Origin of the sequence: Pedobacter punctiformis (assembly GCF_027213715.1) — a bacterium.
Taxonomy (GTDB): domain Bacteria; phylum Bacteroidota; class Bacteroidia; order Sphingobacteriales; family Sphingobacteriaceae; genus Pedobacter; species Pedobacter punctiformis.
In genome coordinates, this window is sequence record NZ_JAPWGM010000001.1 from 189,792 (window position 1) to 214,346 (window position 24,555).

Annotated in this window: 19 protein-coding genes; 12 read left to right on the top strand and 7 right to left on the bottom strand. The window is 36.3% G+C overall.

Annotation, left to right across the window (positions count from 1 at the left end):
• Nucleotides 1–56 precede the first annotated feature (56 nt).
• Entirely contained in the window at nucleotides 57–1,175 is a 1,119-nt protein-coding gene (locus tag O0955_RS00810) for a M42 family metallopeptidase (RefSeq protein ID WP_269425643.1), read from the top strand.
• A gap of 236 nt (nucleotides 1,176–1,411) precedes the next feature.
• On the opposite strand, the gene O0955_RS00815 is transcribed toward O0955_RS00810, so the two are convergent.
• Entirely contained in the window at nucleotides 1,412–3,085 is a 1,674-nt protein-coding gene (locus tag O0955_RS00815; RefSeq protein WP_269425644.1) for a hypothetical protein, read from the bottom strand.
• A 315-nt stretch (nucleotides 3,086–3,400) separates the two neighbouring features.
• Between O0955_RS00815 and O0955_RS00820 the strand changes: the two genes are divergently transcribed.
• The 7 genes from O0955_RS00820 to O0955_RS00850 all read left to right on the top strand — a co-directional run bounded on the left by O0955_RS00820 (nucleotide 3,401) and on the right by O0955_RS00850 (nucleotide 11,542).
• Entirely contained in the window at nucleotides 3,401–5,818 is a 2,418-nt protein-coding gene (locus O0955_RS00820; protein ID WP_269425645.1) for an alpha/beta hydrolase family protein, read from the top strand.
• Between the two features lie 146 nt (nucleotides 5,819–5,964).
• On the top strand, nucleotides 5,965–6,861 hold the full coding sequence (locus O0955_RS00825) for a J domain-containing protein (protein ID WP_269425646.1): 897 nt from the start codon (nucleotides 5,965–5,967) through the stop codon (nucleotides 6,859–6,861).
• A 3-nt stretch (nucleotides 6,862–6,864) separates the two neighbouring features.
• On the top strand, nucleotides 6,865–7,167 hold the full coding sequence (locus O0955_RS00830) for a chaperone modulator CbpM (protein WP_269425647.1): 303 nt from the start codon (nucleotides 6,865–6,867) through the stop codon (nucleotides 7,165–7,167).
• A 96-nt stretch (nucleotides 7,168–7,263) separates the two neighbouring features.
• Nucleotides 7,264–8,835, top strand: a complete 1,572-nt coding sequence (locus O0955_RS00835; RefSeq protein WP_269425648.1) for a helicase HerA-like domain-containing protein — start codon at nucleotides 7,264–7,266, stop codon at nucleotides 8,833–8,835.
• Between the two features lie 41 nt (nucleotides 8,836–8,876).
• Nucleotides 8,877–9,776 carry a nucleotidyltransferase family protein gene (locus O0955_RS00840; protein ID WP_269425649.1) on the top strand — a complete coding sequence of 300 codons (900 nt, stop codon included), beginning with the start codon at nucleotides 8,877–8,879 and terminating at the stop codon, nucleotides 9,774–9,776.
• Nucleotides 9,767–10,843 carry a phosphotransferase enzyme family protein gene (locus tag O0955_RS00845; RefSeq protein WP_269425650.1) on the top strand — a complete coding sequence of 359 codons (1,077 nt, stop codon included), beginning with the start codon at nucleotides 9,767–9,769 and terminating at the stop codon, nucleotides 10,841–10,843. The genes O0955_RS00840 and O0955_RS00845 overlap by 10 nt, the downstream gene beginning before the upstream one ends.
• Before the next feature lie 6 nt (nucleotides 10,844–10,849).
• Nucleotides 10,850–11,542 (top strand): TMEM175 family protein, encoded by a 693-nt coding sequence (locus O0955_RS00850; protein ID WP_269425651.1) that lies wholly within the window; start codon nucleotides 10,850–10,852, stop codon nucleotides 11,540–11,542.
• Between the two features lie 779 nt (nucleotides 11,543–12,321).
• Here O0955_RS00850 and dnaK read toward each other — a convergent pair.
• Nucleotides 12,322–14,232 carry a molecular chaperone DnaK gene (gene dnaK / locus O0955_RS00855; protein ID WP_269425652.1) on the bottom strand — a complete coding sequence of 637 codons (1,911 nt, stop codon included), beginning with the start codon at nucleotides 14,230–14,232 and terminating at the stop codon, nucleotides 12,322–12,324.
• A 259-nt stretch (nucleotides 14,233–14,491) separates the two neighbouring features.
• On the opposite strand from dnaK, the gene O0955_RS00860 reads away from it, so the two are divergent.
• Together O0955_RS00860 and O0955_RS00865 are read left to right on the top strand one after the other, a co-directional pair.
• Nucleotides 14,492–14,860 (top strand): DUF1304 domain-containing protein, encoded by a 369-nt coding sequence (locus tag O0955_RS00860; RefSeq protein ID WP_269425653.1) that lies wholly within the window; start codon nucleotides 14,492–14,494, stop codon nucleotides 14,858–14,860.
• A 3-nt stretch (nucleotides 14,861–14,863) separates the two neighbouring features.
• Nucleotides 14,864–15,430: a murein L,D-transpeptidase catalytic domain-containing protein gene (locus O0955_RS00865; protein ID WP_269425654.1), complete on the top strand. Its 567-nt coding sequence runs from the start codon at nucleotides 14,864–14,866 to the stop codon at nucleotides 15,428–15,430.
• An 8-nt stretch (nucleotides 15,431–15,438) separates the two neighbouring features.
• On the opposite strand, the gene O0955_RS00870 is transcribed toward O0955_RS00865, so the two are convergent.
• Nucleotides 15,439–15,693 carry a hypothetical protein gene (locus tag O0955_RS00870; protein ID WP_269425655.1) on the bottom strand — a complete coding sequence of 85 codons (255 nt, stop codon included), beginning with the start codon at nucleotides 15,691–15,693 and terminating at the stop codon, nucleotides 15,439–15,441.
• A 5-nt stretch (nucleotides 15,694–15,698) separates the two neighbouring features.
• Nucleotides 15,699–16,820, bottom strand: a complete 1,122-nt coding sequence (locus O0955_RS00875; protein ID WP_269425656.1) for a class I SAM-dependent methyltransferase — start codon at nucleotides 16,818–16,820, stop codon at nucleotides 15,699–15,701.
• 351 nt (nucleotides 16,821–17,171) lie between these two features.
• Here O0955_RS00875 and O0955_RS00880 point away from each other — a divergent pair, with 351 nt between their 5' ends.
• Nucleotides 17,172–18,908 carry a GMC family oxidoreductase gene (locus tag O0955_RS00880; RefSeq protein ID WP_269425657.1) on the top strand — a complete coding sequence of 579 codons (1,737 nt, stop codon included), beginning with the start codon at nucleotides 17,172–17,174 and terminating at the stop codon, nucleotides 18,906–18,908.
• 11 nt (nucleotides 18,909–18,919) lie between these two features.
• The gene (locus tag O0955_RS00885) at nucleotides 18,920–19,552 is read left to right on the top strand and encodes a gluconate 2-dehydrogenase subunit 3 family protein (RefSeq protein ID WP_269425658.1); all 633 of its coding nucleotides are present in this window, start codon (nucleotides 18,920–18,922) and stop codon (nucleotides 19,550–19,552) included.
• Between the two features lie 70 nt (nucleotides 19,553–19,622).
• Here the strand turns inward: O0955_RS00885 and O0955_RS00890 are convergent, their stop codons facing one another.
• The 3 genes from O0955_RS00890 to O0955_RS00900 form a co-directional block, all read right to left on the bottom strand.
• Nucleotides 19,623–22,601 (bottom strand): glycoside hydrolase domain-containing protein, encoded by a 2,979-nt coding sequence (locus O0955_RS00890; RefSeq protein WP_269425659.1) that lies wholly within the window; start codon nucleotides 22,599–22,601, stop codon nucleotides 19,623–19,625.
• A 230-nt stretch (nucleotides 22,602–22,831) separates the two neighbouring features.
• Nucleotides 22,832–23,356, bottom strand: a complete 525-nt coding sequence (gene rplQ, locus O0955_RS00895; protein ID WP_269425660.1) for a 50S ribosomal protein L17 — start codon at nucleotides 23,354–23,356, stop codon at nucleotides 22,832–22,834.
• 124 nt (nucleotides 23,357–23,480) lie between these two features.
• A complete protein-coding gene (locus O0955_RS00900) occupies nucleotides 23,481–24,473 on the bottom strand; it encodes a DNA-directed RNA polymerase subunit alpha (protein ID WP_131538688.1) in 993 nt (330 codons plus the stop codon).
• Between the last annotated feature and the right edge of the window lie 82 nt (nucleotides 24,474–24,555).

Here is a 24,555-nt window from a genome sequence, read left to right on the forward strand (position 1 = left end):
TATAAACCTTAATAAATTCAAAAATAAAATCGCCTGATGGTGTAATTAATAATAATATGGCAAAGAAAAAAGACGAAGAAAACAAGAAAAAACATGTTCCGGTAGTGACTAAAAAATCATTACAGTTTTTTGAAGAATACATTAATAATCCTGCTCCAACTGGTTACGAATGGGAAGGGCAAAAACTTTGGCTAAACTATTTAAAACCATATATCGACGAACATTTTATTGATAATTATGGAACTGCCGTTGGTGTAATTAATCCAAAAGCTGAATATAAAGTTGTTATTGAAGCCCATGCAGATGAAATTTCGTGGTATGTAAATTACATTACTGCTGATGGTTTAATTTATGTAATCCGCAATGGCGGTTCTGATCATCAGATTGCTCCTTCTAAACGCGTAAATATCCACACTGAAAAAGGTATGGTAAAAGCTGTTTTTGGCTGGCCGGCCATCCACACCCGTCATGGCGAAAAAGAACAGGCGCCTGAGTTGAAAAACATTTTCCTTGACTGTGGTTGTACCACTAAAGAAGAAGTAGAAAAACTAGGTGTTCATGTTGGTTGTGTAATTACGTACGAGGATGAATTTATGGTTTTAAACGATCGTTATTATGTTGGCCGTGCTTTAGATAACCGTGCAGGTGGTTTTATGATCGCTGAAGTAGCGCGTTTATTAAAAGAGAACAAAAAGAAATTGCCTTTTGCCTTATATATTGTAAACTCGGTACAGGAAGAAATTGGTTTACGGGGTGCAGAAATGATTGCCCAGCGTATAAAACCCCATGTTGCTATTGTGACGGATGTTACACATGATACGACTACGCCAATGATCAATAAAAACATTCAGGGCGACTTATCAGCAGGCAAAGGTCCGGTTGTTTCATACGCACCTGCGGTACAAACCAACCTGAACAAATTGCTTATTAAAACCGCAGAGAAAAATAATATCTCTTTCCAGCGCCAGGCTTCATCACGGTCTACAGGTACAGATACAGATGCTTTTGCTTATTCTAATGGCGGGGTTCCTTCTGCATTAATTTCTTTGCCATTGCGTTACATGCACACCACGGTAGAAATGGTGCACAAAGAAGATGTAGATAATGTAATCAGCTTAATTTACGAAAGCTTATTAAATATTAAAGCCGGACAGGATTTTAGAGAATTTAAATAGAACTTAAACATAAAGGCGGCAATAAAATACCGCCTTTTGTTTTATAAATGGCTTAATTTCGATTAAACAATTATAAATCCAATCCTGCCTGTGTTATTTAAACCCGATAGAAGCGGCATCCCCATTTTTTATTGGGATATAGCGAAAAGCGGAAACCAATTTTCCAAAGAACCACAGATATTGCTTTACTAATCCTTAAAAAATTGAATTTCGCCAGTTAACAGAGTTCCATAACATTATTTCTGATCCTTTATTTTTGGAATATCTAATTCAAAAGGGATTTCCTGGTTAAATTGTCCTTCATTCTGTTTGAATCTAATAATCACTGTAGCAGGTTTTTTTACATACTTAGCTAATATACCTTCATTCTCAGGAGAATAATCGTCTATACGAAAGGTTGCCAGCGGATGCAGTTTATTGCCTTTTTCAAAAGCATAAAACTCGACCATATTTTCCAGTAAAGGTTCACCTCTTTTAATGTTTAGCGTTACCCCATCAGCAGCCATGCTTAAACCTTTTGGCAGTTGATTAATGTTAAACTCTTTATCGTAATAATTATTTACACTTAAATTAATTTTACCAATTACTTTTGTGGCAGACTGATTTTTCATCGGAAACTTTACCGCATTTAAATTATAGTTCCTGTTTGAATAACCTACATTAAAGTAATCTCTGGCATTATCTATTTGATCAATGTCTATTGTATCTTTTTTATCTCCAACAAGCTGAATATCATCAAAATCTATATTCATATTCCCATTGTTATAACCGTGTGGAACAGATGAATATAACATGACATAATCGGCTTCATTCTGTTTAACAGGTAGCGTTACGCAGTTAATTTTTAATAATTTAGCCACGTTTTCTTTGGTTATATTTACCAGAGGAAGAAACTCATGCTGAACTTCTTGCACCTGCGCTATTGCTTGTTGTGGTATTTTATTTCCCAGATCAATGGTTTCAACATGGCCTTTATTTGACCTTAAAAAGAAATCGACCTGACCAACCTTGCCGCTGGCTTTAAGATTTAAAATATGAATAGGATGAAATTTATGAAGCGAATCCTGATCCTCTTCTTTATACCTTAACCGGAGATCATTGTAATCAGAAGCCATTTCTGTATAAGGCATATCATGGTTTCTATACCATAAATAATGTCTGAAATCGTTGATTCGTCCATCACTTACAAGCGTTTTGCCCTTTTCATCAGCTAAACTGATGTTTAAACGTCCAAAATCCAGTTCCATTAAACTATCCTTTACAGTTGTTTGACTCGAGTTAGGTGTTTCAACACTCTCGCTTATAAACAAGTAATTATCATAGCCTGGCTGTTTATACTCTTCTACCCTTTTCTTTTCACTGAAATCTTTTCTGTCAAAACTATCATAAGTATAATCATAGCTTTGCCTCCTGCCTTTATTTTCAACCATTAAGGTAACCCCATCATTTGTCATATCAAGCAGGGTAATTTCTGCACTATCTTTCAGTATCGCTTTACCAATATCGTTTTTGTTGAGCGAAAATTTATAATAAGTATCCGGTACAAAAACAGAAAGGCTTACATGTATTGATCCGTCTTTTTGAGGCGTAAATATATATCGGTGTGGGTATTGAAGATCAGCTGTTCCAAGATCAGTCTGAATCTGATTTCCATTAAGAACCAGTTTAAAACTTTTTTGTAACTCAGCCTTAAATGAAGAAATATTAAAGGCACTATCTTTGTATATCGCTGGATCGGTATTTGCATCATACAAATCCAGGTTGCGGTAAAAACCTGTTGCATGATATTTATCTTCCAGTTTTGCATAGTCAAGAAATAACTTTTGCCTTTCATTTAAACCACTTTTGCAAGCACTTAAAAAAATCATTGCAAGAAACCCTGCGGCAATAAATGTTTTGAGAACGCTCATTTTTTTCATGGAGTATTTTGTTTTAACGGTTAGAAAAGTTTAAAGTAACAGCACAAAATTACAGCCAAAATTTCAGGGCATACGAAGATAGTTTCATACAGCTTGTACAGGAATAATTAACTACCCTTTTTGGCTTAATAAAGTGATATGTAAATTATAAATTCATACAAAGTGATAACACCGGGGAAAACACGCCCCAATAAATACCATAATATGATTATAATAAACTACTCTTAGTGTAAATAAGCAGTTACCCTGCTGCATGGCAACTTAAATTTTACAATATTTGAAAACCAAACATCAAATACACGGGATATGATTAAAAAACTACACCTCTATTTTTTAATAGCTGGCTCTTGCATTGCATTAAATTCTGCTGCGCAGGATGCTGTTAGCTATCAAACACCACCAAAAGAAATTGCTGATTTATTACTTGCAAAGCCAACACCAGGTGTTAGCATTGATGGTAAAGCAGAGTGGATATTATTTAGTGAACGCAATTCTTATCCCTCAGTTGAGGAATTGGCCATGCCTGAATACCGCATTGCCGGGTTAAGACTTAATCCAAATAATTATGCGCCTAGCAGACAGACTTATATTAATAATTTTAGTCTGAAGAATATTAAAACCAATCAAACATTCCCTGTAACCGGCTTACCAACACCATTGTATGCCGGAAACATAAACTGGAATCCTTCAGAAAACAAAGTAGCTTTTACCAATACAACGCCAAAAGGAGTTGATTTATACATTATTGATTTAGCAACGAAAAAAGCAACCAAGGTTAATAAAGCCTTTTTAAATGTTGTTTTAGGCAGCGGTGTTACCTGGTTAAACGATCAAACCGTAATTTACCGTACAGCTACAAAACCGGCAAGTGCGGCACCTGCAAAACCTTTAATGCCTAAAGGACCAACCATACAACAAAACTTAGGTAAAGCAGCTCCAAGCCCTACTTACCAGGATTTAATTAAATCGCCTTATGACGAACAATTATTTGAATTTTTCGCGACTTCGCAACTGGTAAAAAATACGGCTGGAGTAGAAACACCTATTGGCAAGCCAGCCATTTACGGTTCGGTAAATTTATCGCCTGATAAAACTTATATGATGATTGAAACCATCCGTAAACCATTTTCTTATCTGGTATCGGCCGGAGGTTTTCCATCAACGGTAACCATAACGGATTTAACCGGCAAAACGGTGAAAGTACTGGCAGAACTTCCTTCATCAGAAGGTACTCCATCCGGCTACGATAATACGCAAAATATCCCCCGTAGTTTTGACTGGCGTGATGATGAACCTGCCACAGTAATTTGGGCAAAACCTTTGGATAGTGGTTTAATTAAGAAAGATGTACCTTTCCATGATGCAGTTTATTCATTAAGTGCACCTTTTACCGGGCAGGAAAAGGAATTGTTCAAAACCCAAACCCGCTATCGTGGTGTACAATGGGGTGATGCTAACTTAGCCTTAATTTCTGAAGGTTTACGCAGCAAGCAAACCAATAAAGTTAGTCGCTACAACCCTGCAACCGGAGCGGTAGAAGAATTGTACAGCCGCAATCAAACAGATGCTTATGGCAATCCGGGATCTGCTGTAACTACTAAAAATAAATATGGCCGTCAGGTTATACACACGGTAGATAACGGCACGAAGTTGTTAATGAACAACCCGGTTGGATCATCGGAAAAAGGTGATTTACCTTTCTTAGCCAAATTTGATTTATCAACAAAGAAAAATGAAATCATCTGGCGCAGTGCCGAAGGTACTTATGAATATGTAAGTGATGTAATCGATCCTGACAAACTGGTATTGCTTACCCGTAAAGAAAGTCAGAAGTTGGTACCTAACTATTATATTAAAAATTTAATTTTAAGAGTAGCTGACCGCCCGATTACCGATTTCAAAAATCCATATCCATCTTTAGAAGGCATTACCAAAGAAAAAATTTCTTATAAACGTGCCGATGGAGTTGATTTAACAGGTGATTTATATTTGCCAAAAGGATATAACAAGGATAAAGATGGCCCGCTACCAACTATAATTTGGGCTTATCCGCGTGAGTTTAACTCGGCTGCTGATGCTGCACAAATTCGTGGATCAAAAGATAAATTTACAACCATAAGCTGGGCATCACCAATATTTTGGGTAACCCGTGGTTATGCTGTACTGGATAATGCAGAAATGCCAATTGTGGCTAAAGATGGTAAAAAACCTAACGATACTTTTGTTGATCAGTTACAATTAAACGCAGAAGCCGCCATTAATAAACTGGCCGATTTAGGTGTTGGAGATAAAAAACGTATGGCCGTAGGTGGTCATAGTTACGGTGCTTTTATGACGGCTAACCTTTTAGCACATACTAACCTTTTTGCAGCAGGTATAGCCAGAAGCGGTGCTTACAACAGAACCCTGACCCCTTTCGGGTTCCAAAATGAAGAACGTACTTATTGGCAGGTTCCTCAATTGTATTACGAAATGAGTCCGTTTAGTTATGCAGATAAAATTAAAACGCCACTTCTTTTAATCCATGGCGATAGTGATGATAATCCAGGTACATTCCCAATTAACAGCGAGCGCTTGTTTAATGCAATTAAAGGTGCAGGAGGAACAACCCGTTTCGTGTTTTTACCATACGAAGCACACAGTTACCGGGGCAAAGAAAATCTTTTACATATGCTTTGGGAACAAGATCAGTGGCTTGAAAAATATGTGAAAAATAAAAAATAATACACCCTTATTGCGATTTAAAATGCCCCGATATGGGGCATTTTTCATATCTGTTAAATTAAGTTAACAGCTATTCCGGTTTCTATTTTTTCCCTACATTTAGTCCGGCAAATTGAACATAAATCCAACTTATTTGTTAAGCTGTTATGGAGTACATAGACTATTATAAAATTCTTGATATCAATAAAAATGCTTCAGCTGATGACATAAAAAAGGCATACAGAAAGCAGGCCCGAAAAAACCACCCCGATCTAAATCCGGGAAATGAAGAAGCCAATAAAAAGTTTCAGCAAATTAATGAGGCCAATGAAGTATTAAGTGATCCCGAAAAGCGCAAGAAATATGATAAGTACGGCAAGGATTGGCAACATGCTGAGCAGTTTGAGGCACAACAACAGCAACAAAGGCAATATCAATCCCAGGGCAATAGTGGCAATGGCTACAGCAGTTATTCGGGCGGATTTGGTGGCGATGATTTCTCAGATTTCTTTTCTTCTATGTTTGGTGGTGGTGGCCGGAGCAGCAGACAATCTCCTTTTAAAGGACAGGATTACAATGCAGAATTACAGTTGAATCTTTTGGACGCCTATACCACCCATAAACAAACCTTAACCGTTAATGGAAAACAGGTCAGGATTACCATTCCGGCAGGTGTAGAAAATGGACAAAAAATAAAGCTTTCAGGTTATGGTGCTGCAGGTGCAAATGGCGGTCCTCCGGGAGACTTATACCTTACCTTTAAAATAAAAGATGATGCGAGGTATAAACGTAAAGGCAATGACATTTATGTACAGGAAGATGTTAATTTATATACGGCCTTGCTTGGAGGCGAAAAAATTGTTGAAACACCAACCGGAAAGGTTAAGCTAAAAATTGCACCCGAAACTCAGCCGGATACGACATTAAGGTTAAAGGGTAAGGGTTTCCCGGTTTATAAAAAAGAAAACCAATTTGGTGATCTGTATATAAAATGGCAGGTTAAATTGCCAACAAATCTTAACGCTGAACAAAAAGAATTATTCGAAAAACTTTCTAAACTGTAGGCTATGAAAAATAATCTAATATCGATAGAAGACATTTGTGTATTTCATAAAATAGAAATTGGATTTGTTCAGTCTTTAGAAGAATATGGCCTGATCCAGACAACCATTATTAAAAAAACAGTTTTCCTTGACTATGATGAACTAACAAAGCTGGAACACTATATTCGTTTACACCGTGAACTGGAAATTAACCTGGAAGGCTTGCATGCTATTGCTCATTTATTAAACCAGGTTCAAAATATGCAACAGGAAATAACGTTCCTTAAAAATGAAATTAATTACTACAAACATTTCAACTTGCATTAGTCAATCGTTTGTTCAAATTTTTACATTAAAAGTCAAAATAAAAACACACCCTTTTTAAAATTAGTTTCTTAAATTGGGCGATCTAAAATAAAAAACATGAGCGATTTATCCTCTAAATTCATTGAAAAAATAAAATTATCCTATGCCCCTACCGGCTCTTATATATATTTAGGGGCAGGTATGCTGGATGGACAGGTATACAGCGACGCTGAAGTAAACCTGTCATTAAAAATGATGAACAGGCATGGTCTGGTTGCCGGAGCAACTGGAACAGGTAAAACGCGTACTTTGCAATTGCTTAGCGAACAGTTATCTGATGCAGGCGTACCTGTTTTTATGCTGGATGTAAAAGGAGATTTATCAGGTTTAAATCAGCCCGGTTCGGCAAATCCTAAAATAGAAGAAAGAGCACAACAACTTAATAAAACCTTCACCCCTTCAGGCTTTCCGGTAGAAGTTTATTCATTATCGGGTAAACTGGGTGCACAGATGAGGGCAACGGTTCTTGAATTTGGACCAACGCTATTATCCAAAGTTTTAGATTTGAATGATACTCAGGCAGGCGTTATGGCGGTAATATTTAAATATGCCGATGATAACAAAATGCCGGTTATCGATTTAAATGATTTAAAAAAGCTAGTTTCTTATCTTTCAGAAGGAGCTGGTGCAGCAGAAATTAAAAGTAGCTATGGAAGCATTTCTACAGCTACATCAGGCACCATGCTTAGAAAAATTGTAGCCATAGAGCAGCAGGGTTTAGGCGGTATGTTTGGCGAAAAATCTTTTGATATTGAAGATCTTTTTGAACGTGTAGACGGAAAAGGCATCATTAGCTTATTAAATATTGCCGATGTACAAAATCAACCGGTTTTATACTCTACCTTTTTATTAAGTCTTTTAGCAGAACTATTTAATACTCTGCCAGAAGTTGGTGATTTAGATCAACCTAAATTGGTTTTCTTTTTTGATGAGGCACACTTATTGTTTAAGAATTCGTCAAAAGCATTTTTAGAACAAATTGAAACGATTATCAGGTTAATCCGTTCGAAAGGTGTTGGTGTATTTTTCTGTACGCAATCGCCTACAGATGTTCCTGAAAGTGTTTTGGCACAATTGGGAAATCGGGTTCAACATGCATTAAGGGCTTTTACTCCTAATGATGTAGATGCTTTAAAGAAAACGGTTAATACTTATCCAAAATCAGAGTTTTATGAAATTGATAAAGTGTTAACCTCTTTAGGAACAGGACAGGCTTTAGTAACGGTACTGAATGAAAAAGGTATTCCTACGGAAGTTTCGGCAACAATGCTTACACCGCCCAGAGCAATAATGGGTCCTTTAACGGCCGCTGATTTTGATAAACTGATAACAGGAAGTCCGATGTATACTAAATACAAAGACACTATTGATCCTGAAAGTGCATATGAAATTTTAACCAAACGTATAAATGATCAAACTGCGGCAGCAGAACAGGAAAAACAAGAAATTGAGGCTCAAAAACAAGCCGAAGCTGAAAGCAAACCAAAACCCGGAGAAAAAAGCCTTGTAGAGCAAGTGATGGGTGCAACAATTACCCGTCAGATAGGCAAAGAAATTGTTCGTGGTATATTTGGTATGCTTACAGGTAAAAAGACCAGAACTAAAAGTGGGGGTTGGTTTGGCTTTTAAACACAATTAATTTAATACCCATAAATTACTATTTTCATAATATGAAACCTACCTTATTAATACTGGCCGCTGGTATGGCCAGCCGTTACGGAAGCATGAAACAAATTGATGGTTTCGGCCCTAATGGCGAAACAATTATTGATTATTCTATCTACGATGCAATTAAAGCCGGATTTGGAAAAGTTGTATTCATTATCAAAGAGGAGTTTGTTGACAACTTTAAAGCCATTTTTGAGCCCAAATTAAAAGGAAGAATTGAAACAGATTACGTTTTTCAAAACTTCGATTTAAAGCAATTTGGTATCGAAGAAGAGATTTACAGAGAAAAACCATGGGGTACTGCTCATGCCATATTATCAGGCAGAAATGTAATTAAAGAGCCTTTTTGTGTGATTAATGCAGATGACTTTTACGGCTATGATTCTTATAAAAAAATGGTTGATTTCTTAACGAATGAAGCAACAGACAGTAATTATTCGATTATTGGCTACGAAATTGGAAAAACATTATCTGATTTCGGTGCGGTATCCCGCGGCGTTTGTAAAGTTGATGATGCTGGTAATTTAGAAGAAATTGTAGAACGCACTAAGATTTTCCAAAAAGATGGTACTATTGTTTATGAAGAAGATGATAAGCAATATCCATTAAGCTTTGATACCCCTGTATCGATGAATTTTTGGGGTTTTACACCAGCTGTTTTCAAAATTACTGAAGATTTATTCAGAACGTTTGCAATGGCAAATAAAGATAAACCTAAAGCAGAATTCTTCATTCCTTTAATCGGCGAAAATTTGGTTAAAACCAATACTGCAACTTTTAAGGTAGTTCCTACCTCAAATCAGTGGTTTGGAGTAACCTATAAAGAAGATAAGCCTTTTGTGCAAAATAGTATTGACGAATTGGTTAAAAACGGAACCTACCCGGAAAAACTATGGAGTTAAATTTAGATTCCGAAGTTTTAAAAGCCTACGGTTATACTAAAGAAAATGTAAATATTAAACAAATAGGTTCGGGCTTAATAAACCGGACTTATTTGCTTTCTCCCACATCAGGTGAGGAAAAATATATTTTACAGAATATTAATACCGACGTTTTCAAAAACCCAAATGCCATTGCCAACAACTTGAAAGCAATAGCAGATTATCTGGCTAATCATTATCCGGATTACATTTTTATTAAACCTGTTTCCACCGTCAACGGCGAAGAAATGGCACATGTACACCATGAATACTGGCGCATGCTTCCGTTTGTGGCCGATTCAGTTTCTTTGGATGTATTAACCGAGCCAAAACAAGCTTACGAGGCCGCCAAACAATTTGGTAAACTCAGCAGACTATTAAATAATTTTGATGCCAAAACGCTTGAGCCAACCATTCCGGGTTTTCACGATTTAGGTTTGCGTTATGAACAGTTTACTTTAGCCTTAAACCAAACCAGCAAACAGCTTAAAGGACTTGCTAAAACAGAAATTGATAGTGCCCTGGATCACAAATACATTCTGGATTATTATAATTCCTATACCCATAGAAATGATTTTCCAGACAGGGTAATGCACCATGATACAAAAATCAGCAACGTTTTACTAAAAGCGAAAACCTTTGAAGGCATTTGTGTAATAGATTTAGATACCATTATGCCAGGTAAGTTTATCTCTGACCTTGGTGATATGATGCGTACTTATCTTTGTGCTTTCTCTGAAAATGAACCCGATTTAGATAAAATAAAGATTCGTTTGCCTTATTTCGAGGCCATGGTTAAAGGTTACTTATCAGAAATGAAAAGTACGCTGACGGAAACGGAAAAAGAGCTTATTTTATTTTCAGGCCGCTATATTATTTATATGCAGGCTTTACGTTTCTTAACCGACTTTTTAAACGGAAACATTTATTACCCAATAAATTATCCTGAACAAAATTTGGATCGGGCAAAAAATCAGTTTAAATTGCTGAGTGAATTATCGGTAAACGAAAAAGAATTACAGGATATCATTGAAGAAAGCTTAATTTAAAATATAATGTCAGAACATAGCGATCTAAAAAAAGAATTTCAAATCGAAAGAATGATTCTTTTTACGGATGCTGTGTTCGCTATTGCCATTACCTTATTGGTTATTGAAATTAAGGCTCCTGAAATTCATGAAAACATGACTTTGTCAGAAATGGCCAAACAATTGCTGTCGTTAATGCCAAAGTTTATTGGTTTTATAATCAGTTTCTTCGTTATTGCTATTTATTGGCGTTCACATCATCGTTTGTTTTCTTTTATAAAAGATTATGATGATAAACTCATCTGGCTGAATTTCTTTTTCCTGTTCTCTATTATTTTAATGCCTTTCAGCTCGGCCTATTATAGTGATAATACCATGTTTAGCTTACCATTTTGGTTTTATTCAGCCAATATTACATTAACAGGCTTCTTTAATTATTTAATGCTGACTTACATTATCAGGCATAAAGGAAGAATTTCTGATGGTTTTGATGATTTAAAAGCCCGTCAGCTTGCCCGCTGGAGAACACTAATTGTTCCGTCTATTTTCCTCCTTGGAATCATTATCGATGCCTGTTTGCCTTCCAGGGGTCATATGAACATGTTAAGCAGATTTACACCGATGTTAATCTGGCCTGCCATTGCTCTTTTAAATCGTTTCTTTGGTAAAGTCCATGATTTAGAATACCATGCTAAGGTTAAGGCAAGATATAGGAAATAATTTCAGGCACTCTCAAGAAATTATAAAACCTACTAATAACTTTTATTTTGAAAAATTCAGAATAAAACACCATCATTAACAGAATATGAAAAAAGTTATAATTAAGTTTTGGTTAATTAATTTTCTGATAAGCATTGCATTATTCGTTATTTATAGAATTGTAATTGCAGAAAAAAATCAGACTGATGGAAGTTTGTTTGAAAAATTAACATTCATTTTAGATATAGTATTAAACTTAGCTTTTTCATTTATATACCTCATTGCAATGGTTTTTTGTTCGTTTGCACTTTTTCTAAATCTGATAGAAAAAATTAGAACTAATTTCTACTTATCACTTTTAACATTTTTAGGAATACCGTTGTTTTGTGTTATTTTTATAATTATTAACGTATTATTAATTGATACTAATTTATACAACGAAACTGTATTGACGAATCTTGTATTTTTTTCAATCATTTATCTATTCATTACAACGATTGAATTTTTATTATTCAGAAAAAAAATCAACAAACTACAGGTTAAATAAATAAAAACCACTGCAAACACGGGTTTTGCGTCAGGCGGGCTGATTACAAACTCAACAGTAGTTTTTTAATGAAATTTAGTGCTACTATTGCTGCTCCTGTGCATCGATTTTCCACCTGAACGCAAAAGCCAAAAAACGATAATAACAAAATCCTGAACTATTCTAAGAGTACAAAAAAAGCGTCCTGATTTTTACATCAGAACGCTATTTATATTTACCCAAGGCTTTTGACTCCGGGTTTTAAGACTCCAAATTATTTTTTATCGTCTTCTTTTACTTCTTCAAAATCAACATCAGTAACGTTATCGCCACCACCCTGAGGCTGACCATCAGCTTGTGGTTGTTCAGCACCCTGAGGTTGCTCACCAGCTTTGTACATTTCTTCTGATGCCACGTTCCATGCATTTTGCAATTCAGCTTGTGCTGCATCGATATCTGCAAAGTTACGTGAAGCATGAGCTGCTTTTAATTTCTCCAAACCAGCTTCGATTGGTGCTTTTTTATCAGCAGATAATTTATCACCAAACTCTTTTAATTGTTTCTCAGTTGAGAAAATTAAAGCATCAGCACCATTAATTTTATCCGCTTCTTCTTTTGCTTTTGCATCATCTGCAGCATTAGCTTCCGCTTCTTCTTTCATTTTCTTAATCTCTGCATCAGTTAAACCTGAAGATGCTTCAATACGGATTTTTTGCTCTTTACCAGTCGCTTTATCCTTAGCGCTTACGTGTAAAATACCGTTAGCATCAATATCAAAGGCAACTTCTACCTGAGGCACACCACGAGGTGCTGGTGGAATACCATCTAAGATAAAACGGCCAATTGTACGGTTCTGAGCTGCCATTGGACGCTCACCTTGTAAAATGTGAATCTCAACAGATGGCTGGTTATCAGCAGCGGTAGAGAATGTTTCAGATTTTTTAGTTGGGATAGTTGTGTTAGACTCGATTAATTTAGTCATTACACCACCCATAGTTTCGATACCTAATGATAAAGGTGTAACGTCTAATAACAATACATCTTTTACATCACCAGTTAAAACACCACCTTGAATAGCAGCACCAATAGCTACAACTTCATCAGGGTTTACACCTTTACTTGGCTCTTTACCGAAGAAAGCTTTAACTGCTTCCTGAATTGCAGGAATACGAGTTGAACCACCTACCAAGATAATTTCGTCGATATCGCTTGTGCTTAAACCCGCATTTTTCAAAGCTGATTTACAAGGATCGATAGTACGTTTAATTAAGCTATCTGCTAATTGCTCAAATTTAGCACGGGTTAAAGTACGTACCAAGTGTTTAGGGCCACTGGCATCAGCAGTAATATATGGTAAGTTAATCTCCGTAGAAGTTGTGCTTGATAACTCAATTTTAGCTTTCTCAGCCGCTTCTTTTAAACGTTGTAACGCCATTGGATCTTTAGCTAAATCCATGTTGTTTTCAGCTTTAAATTCTGAAGTTAACCAATCGATAATGATGTGGTCAAAGTCATCACCACCTAAGTGTGTATCACCATCAGTAGATTTTACTTCGAAAACGCCATCACCCAATTCTAAAACAGAAACGTCATGAGTACCACCACCGCAGTCAAACACAACAATTTTCATGTCTTTATGTGCTTTATCCAAACCATAAGCTAAAGCAGCTGCTGTAGGCTCGTTAATGATACGTTTTACAGTTAAACCTGCAATTTCACCGGCTTCTTTAGTTGCCTGACGTTGTGCATCGTTAAAATAAGCCGGTACAGTAATAACCGCTTCAGTAACCTCAGTACCTAAAAAGTCTTCAGCTGTTTTTTTCATTTTCTGCAAAATCATTGCAGAAATTTCTTGTGGAGTGTATTTTCTATCGTCGATTTCAACACGTGGAGTATTGTTATCGCCTTTAATCACTTTATAAGGTACACGACCAGCCTCTTTAGCACTTTCGTCGTAGCTGTTACCCATAAAGCGTTTAATTGAATAAATCGTTTTTGTTGGGTTAGTTATAGCCTGACGTTTAGCCGGCTCACCAACCTTACGCTCACCGTTTTCTGCAAAAGCAACAATAGACGGTGTAGTACGTTTACCCTCACTGTTCGCAATAACTACAGGCTCATTGCCCTCCATTACTGCTACGCAAGAGTTTGTTGTTCCTAAGTCTATTCCAATAATTTTTCCCATTGTATTTTGTATTTTCTTTCTTTTTAAAGTATTATAATTCTACTCCTGTTAAACAATGCTTGTGCCAATTGGTTTTTGGCAGTTAATTAACCTAAAAGACTGATAAAATGTAAAAAAAAGACCGTCTGCCTACTGACAGTGTGACAGAAAATATACAATACAGCGTTCAACAGAGATTAAAAACTATTTATTGAAAGGGCAAATGAGGGAAAAGCCACGCTAAACCAATAAAAAAAGATATATTTAAAATAAAAACAATATGCAATTAGCTGCTCAAATTGTAATTGGCCTGGTAGCCTTTATTCACCTATATATTCTTTGGTTAGAAATGTTTGCCTGGACAACCAGAGCACCTAAAGTATTCAGAAACTTCCCTAAAGAACTTTTCCTGCCAACCAAATCGCTGGCTGCAAATCAAGGGCTTTATAATGGATTTTTAGCTGCAGGCTTAATCTGGTCTTTATTTATTTGCGATCAAATCTGGCAAAGCAATGTGGCTATTTTCTTTTTGGGCTGCGTTTTCGTTGCCGGCCTTTATGGAGCTGCAACAGCGAGTAAAAAAATTCTGTTTGTACAATCCGTTCCAGCGGCAATAGGTTTAGCTTTAATTCTTTTGCAAAAATTATAGTCCATGCAAAAACTTTTGTTGCTTTTATTTATTCTTTGCTTTTCCCGTCCTCTTTCATCAAAAATTGATGCTGTAAAAATTAACGAAGCATTGGCTTTTTGCAAAAAGAATAACTTTGATACTTCCATGTGTATTATGGTCGATATGAGTATACATTCAGGCAAAAACAGGTTATTTGTTTATGATTTTAAAAACCAGAAAATTATTACAGAAGGCATTTGCGTTCACGGAAGTGGTGGTGGAAGCACTGCAAACAAACCTGTTTTCAGCAACAAAGAAGGTAGTTATTGCACTTCTTTAGGCAAATACAAAGTGAAAGGAAGAGCATACAGTAACTGGGGCATTAATATTCATTACAAAATGTATGGTTTGGAAAAAACAAACAGTAATGCGTTTAAGCGGATTGTTGTTTTACATTCCTACACACCTGTATCTGATCGGGAAGTTTATCCACAAACGGTATTTGGGGTAAGTGCAGGTTGTCCGGTTTTATCTGATGCAACCATGCGTAAAATAGATGCCTTATTAAAAACAAAAAAGAAACCAGTACTACTTTGGATTTATGTTTAAAGAGAAAATTAATCGAAAACATATTTTTCAAAACCACCGAAAAACACTTGCTCTATCCAGTTTTTAAAGTCAGCATTATTAATAATTTTATAAGTTACGCCATTGCTAATAATTTCAACACGTTTACTTAAATCGATTTCATCTTTCAAATTCTTTAATGCATTAATACACCATTGATATGGGCTTGCAGTATCGTACCAGTTGGAATTTAAAAACGATTGCTTTAACTCCTGATTAATATAAACATTGTGTTCTATTTCCATAATGATTAGAGATTCAATAGTTTCTCCAAGTGATGATGACCAATGCCAAAGTACGCTTTGCTATCTTTAATCTTTTCTAAAACTTCCGCTTGTCTTTCACTCTCCGCTTTAGTCTTTAAACTTTCTGCTTTCTTCACACCTACCACAAGCACATTCTTTGGCGTATGCGCATCAGAAATAAATTCAAAAACTTTGGTTTTATATCCGAAATATTCAAGAATCAAAGCCCTTATCCCATCAGTTACCATTTCTGCCTGACGCTCTAAAAAGATTCCGTATTTTGTTAAGAAAGAAACATCATTTGACACCTTATTTTTCTCGATTTCTCTTCTGATTTGCTTATGGCAGCAAGGTGCAACTACAATTAACTTTGCATCAGCCTTTATGCCTTTATAAATTGCGTCATCCGTTGCTGTATCGCAGGCATGTAAAGCAATTAGTAAATCTATATTGCCGGCATCATAATCCTGAATAGTACCCTGTACAAAATCTAATTCATCAAATTTAGATTTCGCCGCAATTTGATTACAAAGATCAACCATGTCCTGGCGATACTCCACGCCCGTAATCTTAGTATTTAGGTTCAATACCTGGTGCAAATAATCGTAAAGCGCAAAAGTTAAATAGCCTTTGCCCGATCCCATATCCACAACATGTTTTATTTCGCCATCCGGTACTTCTTTAATCAGTGGGCTTAAAATCTCAATATAATGATTAATCTGTTTGTACTTATCCTGCGCATTTTTAAAAACTGCACCTGCATCATCGGTAATTTTTAAATCAACCAAATATTGCTTTTCAGTTGTGCCGATCTGTCTTTGCTTTTGTTTATCGTGCGAAACAGATGGCTTCTCCTTTGTTACCGGAGCAGTTTCTCTGATTACAATGTGATTATCCTTTTTAATCTCGAAAATAAAATCGGCTTGAGTTGTAAATAAGGTTGCTACTTTAAATCCCTTTGTAAGGTATTCGCTCAATAGGTTAAGGCCTTCCTCAATTGCGAAATTTTTAACAATATCGCGGGTTTTATAGCGAAAAGTAAAAGCCAGCTTGGCTTCTCTTTTGATTTCAACACTACGAATCAAAATCTGTTTTAAGTCTGCTTCATCTCCCTGATAATTTCCCATAGAAATTTTCACGAACTGATGATTAGACAGACTATTTGAAATTTTTGATGTAAATTGATTTATATTTTCAGCTACCGGCATAATGCAAATTAAAGTTCAAAGATAAACAACTTTATTTTTAGCCCTCCTTTAATGTAAGGAATGTAACAATTGAGCGACTTTCTGATTTAATTTTCAACGCTAAATTATAGTCAACAAGCATTTAAATTAGAATGACAAGGTTTTATAGGTAATACGATTTAGTTAATACTTAAAAGCACAATATTTAGAATTATTATTAACAATTGAAACCCTTTTAATTTACATTTTTTAAGACTAGATTAGAGCATCATTTATTTCTAACCAACATATATGAGTGAATTTCAGATAAAAAAATCGCCTACTGTTTACGATGCGATTGTTGTAGGTTCCGGTGCTGGCGGCGGTATGGCCGCTTACGTTCTAGCCAATGCAGGACAAAAAGTTTTAATGCTTGAAGCTGGTCAGTATTTCGACCCCAGATTAGATGCACATCAGTTAAAATGGCCCTGGGAATCTCCACGCCGTGGTGCAGGAACAGTCAGACCCTTTGGAGATTTCGATGCTTCTTATGGTGGCTGGGAATTAGAAGGTGAACCCTATACCACAAAGGATAAAACAGAGTTTGAGTGGTTCAGATCCAGAATGCTTGGCGGCCGAACCAACCATTGGGGCAGAATTTCGCTTAGAATGGGACCGGATGATTTTAAACCTAAAGATGGTTTAACAGATGACTGGCCAATTACCTACGCTGATGTAAAACCTTTTTACGATAAGGTGGACAGGATGATTGGAATTTATGGAACGGTAGAAGGTATAGAAAGTGAGCCGGATGGAATTTTTATGAAACCACCAAAGCCACGTTTAAATGAATTATTTATCAAAAAAGGTGCTGAAAAAGCTGGGGTAAGGGTAATTACCGGCCGTGGTGCAGTTATGACTGAATCTATAAAAGGCAATAATGACCGGGCACCTTGTTTTTATTGTGGCCAGTGCGGAAGAAGCTGTAAGGTTTATGGCGATTTTTCTGCATCATCCTGCCTGGTTATTCCTGCGGTGAAAACAGGTAATTTAACTGTAATTACAGATGCAATGGTTCGCGAAGTAATTACCGATAAAGATGGTACAGCTAAAGGTGTTTCTTATGTAAACCGAAAAGATTTACAGGAATATCAGGTTAATGGTAAACTGGTTATTTTAGGTGCCAGCGCCTGCGAATCTGCAAGGATTCTTTTAAATTCAAAGTCCAGTCATCACCCTGGTGGTTTAGCCAATAGCAGTGGCGTAGTTGGCAAATATTTACACGATTCTACAGGAGCAAGTGTTTCAGGCTTCCTGCCTCAGTTAATGGACCGGAAACGCTATAATGAAGACGGTGTGGGCAGTGTACATATTTACTCACCATGGTGGCTTGATAATAAAAAACTAAACTTCCCTAGAGGTTATCATATTGAGTATGGCGGCGGCATGGGTATGCCTTCATATGGTTTTGGTGGCGGTGTACCAACAATGAATGGTTTGGTGCCCGACAGAAATGGCAAAATGAAAGATGCCGGAGGTTACGGTGCTTCGCTTAAAGACGATTATCGCCGCTTTTATGGTACAGGCGTTGGTATGGCCGGTCGTGGTACAGCCATTGCCAGAGCAGATAATTATTGTGAAATTGATCCTGATGTAGTTGATAAATATGGGATTCCGGTTTTAAGATTTCATTACAAGTGGGCACAGGAAGAAATTAACCAGGCAAAACATATGCAGGAAACTTTCCTTTCTATTATGAAAGAAATGGGTGCCGTAGTGACTTCGAAAATACAGGGAGCAGAAACCAATTATGGACTGGAAGCACCGGGTAAAATTATACATGAAGTTGGAACCATTCGCATGGGCGATGATCCTAAAAAATCGGCATTGAATAAATATTGTCAGGCACACGACTGCAAAAACTTATTTGTGGTAGATGCAGGTCCTTTTGTGCAACAAGGGGATAAAAATGCCACCTGGACAATTTTAGCCTTATCAATGAGAACAGCTGAATACATATTAGCTGAGAAGAAAAAACAAAACATTTAAAGAATTACCTTATGAACAGACGTGATTCCATAAAAGCATTAGGCCTTACCGCATTAAGTACAACCGTATTAATTGATGCCTGTAAACAACCTGAAACCAAAACTGCAGTCGAAACTCCGGAAGAAACTGCAAAAGAGGCAGGCAGAGAAGAATGGGAAATAGACCGGGATAAAAAATTAAAAGCCGAGACATTTTTCACCAAACATGAAATGGCAACCATAACCATTTTAGCTGATATTATTATTCCAAAAGATGATATTTCGGGTAGTGCATCAGACGCTAAAGTCCCTGATTTTATTGAGTTTATTGTAAAAGATATACCGGAACATCAGGTACCCATGCGTGGTGGCTTAAAATGGCTGGATGTTTATTGCATGAACAAATTTCAAAAACCATTTATAGAAACTTCTGAAAAAGAACAGATTTCTGTTATTGATGAAATTGCTTATCCTAAAAAAGCCAGACCTGAAATGCAGGCAGGTGTTACTTTCTTTAAGCGCATGAGAAGTCTTACAGCTTCGGGCTTTTATACTTCAGAAATTGGCGTTAAAGATATTGGTTATGCAGGTAATGCGCCCAACCAATGGACCGGCGTACCGGATGATGTGTTAAAACAATATGGCATGCAGAATGTTAAGATCTAACTAAAAAACATTAGTCTATAAACAAAAGCGTTGCACCTTACGATGGCAACGCTTTTGTTTTGTCAAACGGCTATTCTACTATTAAAATCAAACCTTTACCCTTATCAACAGAAATAGATTTACCATCAGGATAGTTTCCGGCAATCTGGAATTTATCAATAGCGGGTGCTGTAATTTTCACCTGTCCGGCATTTAATCCCAATTTTGCCCAGTCGATATTCAGGTCTACTTTCACATCAGTATCTGCCCAGCTTGCAAGGGCAATCATAACTTTGCCTTGTTTCTTATAAACAGTGGCCAGTACTTTAGGGTTATCGGTTTTAACCGGACAGTCATCACTCCAATAGCCAATCAATTCTGAACCCTTGATTCCAAAATTATCCCATGCCTTCCATAAAGGTTTTGGGTCACTTTTCTCTGACCAGCCCAAACGACTTGTCATACCATAAATCATTCCTCTCCATGGGTTACCATCATCCTGAAGCATCTCGCCCATTAAACCAAAAGGAATACCGCTTACTTCCGTTAAGAAGAAATCAGGGTTATTTTTGTTGTAGTCAAAATACTCCCCAAACCACAAGCGGTTTAAATAAGGGAAATGTTCAAGGTACAGGATTGCACTGTTGTTAAAACCATCGCTTTTATTGAATTGGTTAGCCGAATGCAGGTCAATAATACCCGGGTGATTATTCGCGGTTAATACACGTTTAATACGTTTCATGGTAATTCGGTCGAAAGCTACATCATCTAAATAAACACCGTCAATCCCTACATTGTTAACCAGCCAGTTCATGCCCTCCACGTAGTAGTTATGCCAGCGGTTCATTCCGCTGTTTATAATGGCAGCATCCTTAATTTCGGGTACAAACCAAGCTGCAATGTAATTAGAGTCTAAATGCTCCTGCAACCAGCTAAATCCACCACCTTTTCCCGGAGAATAAACTTCTGTACCCAGACTACGCAAAGCAGGTAGTTCGTAAGCATGATTGGAAAGCTCCCTCACGGTATTATAAATCTTTACTTTCAATCCTTTCTGATGGGCATCGTCAATATAAGATTTCATTTTTTTCCACTCAATAAACGGATAATTAATCCATGGATTAATTGGTGTAGCATGGTGAATGTTAACTACCGTTGCTCCGGTTGCTTTGATTGAATCCAAATCACCGTATTTATGATAAAAACGGTTGTCCCACTGAAATTCTGTATTAATTAAGTGAAACGGCGTAATTAATAAATTGAAGTTGTAATAAAGTACATCTCCTTTTTTCATACTTCTGCTTCCTGTAAAATTATCAGCAAGCATTGAACTGCCTTTTACATTAATCTGGATTCCACCTTTATCTCCGTTACCCCATGATTTTGGCAATAATAAAGGCTTCTGCAGGTAAAAGTTAGTATTTAGCGGGCGAACGTAGTTTTCATCTCTCAAGTTATAGTACAAACCTGCATTTACATTTCCAACCCAAACGGCGTCCTGGTTTTTATGTGCAACATCCCACTTCCATTTTACAGTATCCGGTCTAACACCACCTTTCTCTCCTAAACCCATCAAATATTTAGTAGAACCTTTTTCAAAAGGAATGTGAAAATCAACATTGCTAAATTCTACATCTTTCAGTGCCGTAACTTTAACAACATAATGTACGTATCCATCAAATTCCAAAGCACCCCCAACATCCATTTTTAAATTATCGGATGTATTGGTAGCGGTCCATTTTACTGTTCCCGCTTCTTTACTTGTAATTTGGAGATTGCTAGCCGTCAGTTTTTCTTGTGTTTTTGGGGTATTATAAAAATGAAAATGAATTGGTTCTGCTAAAATATTATTAGGTTTTTCGTTATATCCGGTCATCTCTGAATTAAAATAAGTTTGGATTTGTTTTGGGAATCCATCGTTATTCAATTCAAATTTTCTACCCAGTAAAGAAATTACATTTCCTTCAACGGTTAAAGGAGTAAAAGGTGCAACAACTGTATTTTGCTGCGCCATGGTAGAGTTTAGCCAGGTTAAACGGGTTTGTTTATTTGGCTGACCCACACCTGCATCTGCTAAAACTTCATTACTTACAGAAAGCTTAACATCAATTACTTTTGATTTTCCATTGGCCTTAACCGTAAATTTTCCGGCATAAATGCCCGGAGATGTCGATTTCGGAACATCAACCGTAATCCACATGGGTTGAATGTTGCCATTTTTAACATTTACAACCTCTGTCAAAGGCTTATTGTCGTAGCTCGTGCCTTTGTTATTTAAGCAATTAATATATTTGGCATCAATGCTTTTGCCTGAAGTACTTTTAAGACTTCCGAAAGAAACTTCAAGATTTTGCAAATCTTTTAAAGCAAAAACACCTAACTGAAAAGCATAATTTTCGCCTTTAGCTGCAGTACCAGAAAACGAATTTGAATTTCCTTTTTGTATCCAGCGATAAGGTAAATCACTTTGCATTTTAATTGGATACATTCTATCCTCAGGAAAAATGATAAATGATTCTGTTTTAGCTTTGGCTTTAACAGCGGCGGTTTCTTTTGCGGTTGCAATTACTTCCATAGGATAAAAAGAATTGAACGAATCAATAGATTGAATTTCAGAGGCTGAAGCATTAACGACCGTATTTTTAGCTTCATTTATCCAGCTTTGACCTGCCTTATTCTCTGGTTTTAAATAAACGCCTTTAGGGTAATTATCTCGTCCTTCGTTAACGGATGGTAAATAATACGCGTAATATTTACCCTTACCGCTTTTTGCATCAAAATAAAGATCAACACTTTCACGCGTTACATGATCGGCATAAGTATTTGGAATACTTTTACCGGACGCATCCTGTATAATGATTCTTTTATTTTCAGGATGAGTATCTCTGCGGCGCCAATCTATTTTTGCATGCGCTACGCTGCCTGTACCATTATACAAAATCACAACCCGGTGATTTCCCAGAGAATCAGCATTCCACTGATTATTCCCGTTGGTATATTTTATAGTTTGTGAGTGAGCTGATAATCCGCTTAAGATGGTTACGAATGCAATAAAAAGCTTAAATTTCATGATGAATTGATTTTAGGCTAATTTATACATACTCAAGGAAATATTAGTGTGTAATGAAAAAATGAGACAAACGTTTGAGTATATGCCTTTATTAATCATTTTTAATAATTAACAATGGAAGAGCAATTTGCCCTACCTGAAAACAGCTAATTTTAATTCAAAATTCTCATAAACAAAAAAAGTCCTGCTCTTTCGAACAGGACTTTTTTAATATTATAAAGGGAATTAAATTATTCGCCTTTTGGTTCTTCAGTAGCAGGAGCTTCTTCAGCAGGAGCAACTTCTTCCGTAGTTTCAGCTTTTGCTTTAGCAGCTTTTGGAGCAGCAGCAGCTTTGCTTTTACCACGACGGGTTGTTTTCTTCTCTTCTTTAACTTCTACACCTTTACCGTAAACTTCGTTGAAATCTACCAATTCAATTAAAGCCATTTCAGCGTTATCACCTAAACGGTTGTTTAATTTAATGATACGAGTATAACCACCTGGACGGTTAGCAACTTTTTCAGCTACTTCGCGGAACAATATTGTGATCACTTCTTTATCTTGTAAATAAGAGAATACTGTACGACGTGAGTGAGTTGTATCATTTTTAGATTTAGTAATGATTGGCTCAACATACATACGTAACGATTTAGCTTTCGCTAAAGTTGTAGTAATTCTTTTGTGCTTAATTAAAGATATAGCCATGTTTGCTAACATCGCTTTTCTGTGGCTGTCGGTTCTGCCTAAGTGATTTACTTTTTTACCGTGTCTCATTGTTTTTTAATTAAGTGTATACCGTCTCTTTGCGAGGGATTTATACACTGTGAAAAATTATTTTATACTAGTTAAGTCATTAGCAAGAAGATATTAACTTCCAACTAAGGGCTTATGACTAATCTTATTCTTCGTCTAATTTAAATTTAGACAGGTTCATACCAAATGATAAACCTTTTGATTTTACAAGTTCCTGAATCTCTGTTAAAGATTTTTTACCGAAGTTTCTGAATTTTAACATATCAGCAACATCATAAGAAACTAAATCAGCTAAAGTACGGATATCAGCAGCTTTTAAGCAGTTTAATGCTCTAACTGAAAGATCCATATCTACTAATTCAGTTTTAAGGATTTTACGCATGTGTAAAATTTCCTCGTCAACCTCTTTAGTTTCTTCTTTAGCCTGAGACTCTAATACTAAGTTCTCATCAGAGAATAACATAAAGTGTTGGATAAGGATCTTAGCCGCTTCTTTTAATGCTTCTTCCGGATGAATTGAACCATCAGTAGAAATATCTAAAACCAATTTCTCGTAATCTGTTTTTTGTTCTACACGGAAGTTTTCAATCGTGTATTTAACGTTTTTCATTGGAGTATAGATCGAGTCGATCGCAATAACACCAACTACAGCGTCAGCAACTTTATTTTCTTCAGCAGGTACATAACCACGTCCTTTATTGATGGTTAATTCCACTTCTAAAGTTACCGATTTGTCCATATTGCAAATTACATGCTCAGGGTTCAAAACAGTAAAGTTATTAGAAAACTTAGTGATATCACCAGCCTGAAACTGATCCTGGCCATTAACGATAATGAAAACTTTCTCAGAATCGCCAGAATCACCAGTTTTCTTAAAACGAACTTGTTTTAAGTTTAAAATGATATCAGTTAAATCTTCTACAACACCTTTAATAGTAGAAAACTCATGCGAAACGCCTGAAAAACGAATAGTAGTAATGGCATAACCTTCTAGTGAAGACAATAAGATTCTTCTTAAGGCATTACCAATTGTTACACCGAAACCGGGCTCTAAAGGACGAAATTCAAATGTGCCATCGAAATCTGTTGATTTCTGCATGATCACTTTATCTGGTTTCTGAAATGCTAAAATTGCCATTTATATTTTTTTAAATTCGTTATTGAATATATGGTAACATAAAAAAAGTTAATTGCCCTTTTGAGGCAATTAACAAGATTAT

Bases quoted from the DNA above. Each gene is read 5' to 3' on its own strand.
- O0955_RS00810 (WP_269425643.1), top strand. From the start codon at position 57: ATGGCAAAGAAAAAAGACGAAGAAAACAAGAAAAAACATGTTCCGGTA.
- O0955_RS00815 (WP_269425644.1), bottom strand. From the start codon at position 3,085: ATGAGCGTTCTCAAAACATTTATTGCCGCAGGGTTTCTTGCAATGATT.
- O0955_RS00820 (WP_269425645.1), top strand. From the start codon at position 3,401: ATGATTAAAAAACTACACCTCTATTTTTTAATAGCTGGCTCTTGCATT.
- O0955_RS00825 (WP_269425646.1), top strand. From the start codon at position 5,965: ATGGAGTACATAGACTATTATAAAATTCTTGATATCAATAAAAATGCT.
- O0955_RS00830 (WP_269425647.1), top strand. From the start codon at position 6,865: ATGAAAAATAATCTAATATCGATAGAAGACATTTGTGTATTTCATAAA.
- O0955_RS00835 (WP_269425648.1), top strand. From the start codon at position 7,264: ATGAGCGATTTATCCTCTAAATTCATTGAAAAAATAAAATTATCCTAT.
- O0955_RS00840 (WP_269425649.1), top strand. From the start codon at position 8,877: ATGAAACCTACCTTATTAATACTGGCCGCTGGTATGGCCAGCCGTTAC.
- O0955_RS00845 (WP_269425650.1), top strand. From the start codon at position 9,767: ATGGAGTTAAATTTAGATTCCGAAGTTTTAAAAGCCTACGGTTATACT.
- O0955_RS00850 (WP_269425651.1), top strand. From the start codon at position 10,850: ATGTCAGAACATAGCGATCTAAAAAAAGAATTTCAAATCGAAAGAATG.
- dnaK (WP_269425652.1), bottom strand. From the start codon at position 14,232: ATGGGAAAAATTATTGGAATAGACTTAGGAACAACAAACTCTTGCGTA.
- O0955_RS00860 (WP_269425653.1), top strand. From the start codon at position 14,492: ATGCAATTAGCTGCTCAAATTGTAATTGGCCTGGTAGCCTTTATTCAC.
- O0955_RS00865 (WP_269425654.1), top strand. From the start codon at position 14,864: ATGCAAAAACTTTTGTTGCTTTTATTTATTCTTTGCTTTTCCCGTCCT.
- O0955_RS00870 (WP_269425655.1), bottom strand. From the start codon at position 15,693: ATGGAAATAGAACACAATGTTTATATTAATCAGGAGTTAAAGCAATCG.
- O0955_RS00875 (WP_269425656.1), bottom strand. From the start codon at position 16,820: ATGGGAAATTATCAGGGAGATGAAGCAGACTTAAAACAGATTTTGATT.
- O0955_RS00880 (WP_269425657.1), top strand. From the start codon at position 17,172: ATGAGTGAATTTCAGATAAAAAAATCGCCTACTGTTTACGATGCGATT.
- O0955_RS00885 (WP_269425658.1), top strand. From the start codon at position 18,920: ATGAACAGACGTGATTCCATAAAAGCATTAGGCCTTACCGCATTAAGT.
- O0955_RS00890 (WP_269425659.1), bottom strand. From the start codon at position 22,601: ATGAAATTTAAGCTTTTTATTGCATTCGTAACCATCTTAAGCGGATTA.
- rplQ (WP_269425660.1), bottom strand. From the start codon at position 23,356: ATGAGACACGGTAAAAAAGTAAATCACTTAGGCAGAACCGACAGCCAC.
- O0955_RS00900 (WP_131538688.1), bottom strand. From the start codon at position 24,473: ATGGCAATTTTAGCATTTCAGAAACCAGATAAAGTGATCATGCAGAAA.